At 49.0% G+C, this 912-nt stretch carries 2 protein-coding genes; both read left to right on the forward strand.

Annotation, left to right across the window (positions count from 1 at the left end; all coding sequences use genetic code 11):
• Positions 1-279 (forward strand): diaminopimelate epimerase (locus R7190_RS26160; protein ID WP_411978084.1); only part of this gene is annotated, 279 nt, incomplete at its 5' end.
• The coding region (locus R7190_RS26165) for a DUF484 family protein (protein WP_318137715.1) at positions 273-912 on the forward strand (640 nt) is incomplete at its 3' end. The genes R7190_RS26160 and R7190_RS26165, both read left to right, overlap by 7 nt.

The raw sequence follows: 912 nt of genomic DNA on the forward strand, positions 1-912 counted from the left end.
GAACGCTTCCCTGAACGTGTGAACGCTGGCTTTATGCAAGTGGTGAGTCGTGACCACATTCGTCTTCGAGTTTACGAGCGCGGCGCAGGTGAAACACAAGCTTGTGGTAGCGGTGCATGTGGCGCGGTGGCTGTGGGTATTTTGCAAGGACTTTTGGATGAGAGTGTGAAAGTATCGCTACCTGGTGGTGAGCTGCATATTTCTTGGCAAGGCCCGGGCAAACCACTCTTTATGACAGGCCCTGCTACTCACGTATTTGATGGTCAACGGTCGTGCTAGTCAAAGAAAAAGGAAACGGTTTGTCTCAAGTTGAAGCTGACGCATTAACGGCAGAAGTGGTGGCTGAATACCTAAAAGATCACCCTGACTTTTTTGTTGAGCGCCCTGAGCTGGTGGATCGTCTGTCTTTTCCACATTCGGATTTAGGTACGGTTTCGTTGGTGCATATTCAAATGAATCGCCAGCGTCAGCGTATTGAAGAGCTTGAAGAAGAGATCACCACGTTAATGTCGCTTGCGGCAAACAACGATCGTACCTTCTACGAGTTCAGGGATTTGCAGGGCTCGAGTCTAAAGTGCGGTGACTTCAAGCAAGTGATTAGCGCGATAGAGATAAAAGCCAAAGATCTCGGAATGCGTGCGTATGTTCGCTTGTTTAGCCAATGCGATGCATCGACGCAACTTAGCAAAGAACATTACCAGCGTTTTGCGACCAGCCACCTAAATGGCAAAGAGGCTTATTTGGGCCGCTTTCGTAAAGTGGATCGTGAAGCGTTGTTTGGCAATATGGATGTGCCAGAAATGGGTTCCTATGTGGTACTGCCGCTGGTGAAGAAGCAGACGCTTGGCGTGCTTGCGTTTTCTAGCGAAGATGGCGGTCATTTCCAACCAGATATGGATACCTTGTTTTTGC

This window comes from Vibrio sp. 1078-1 (assembly GCF_033340475.1).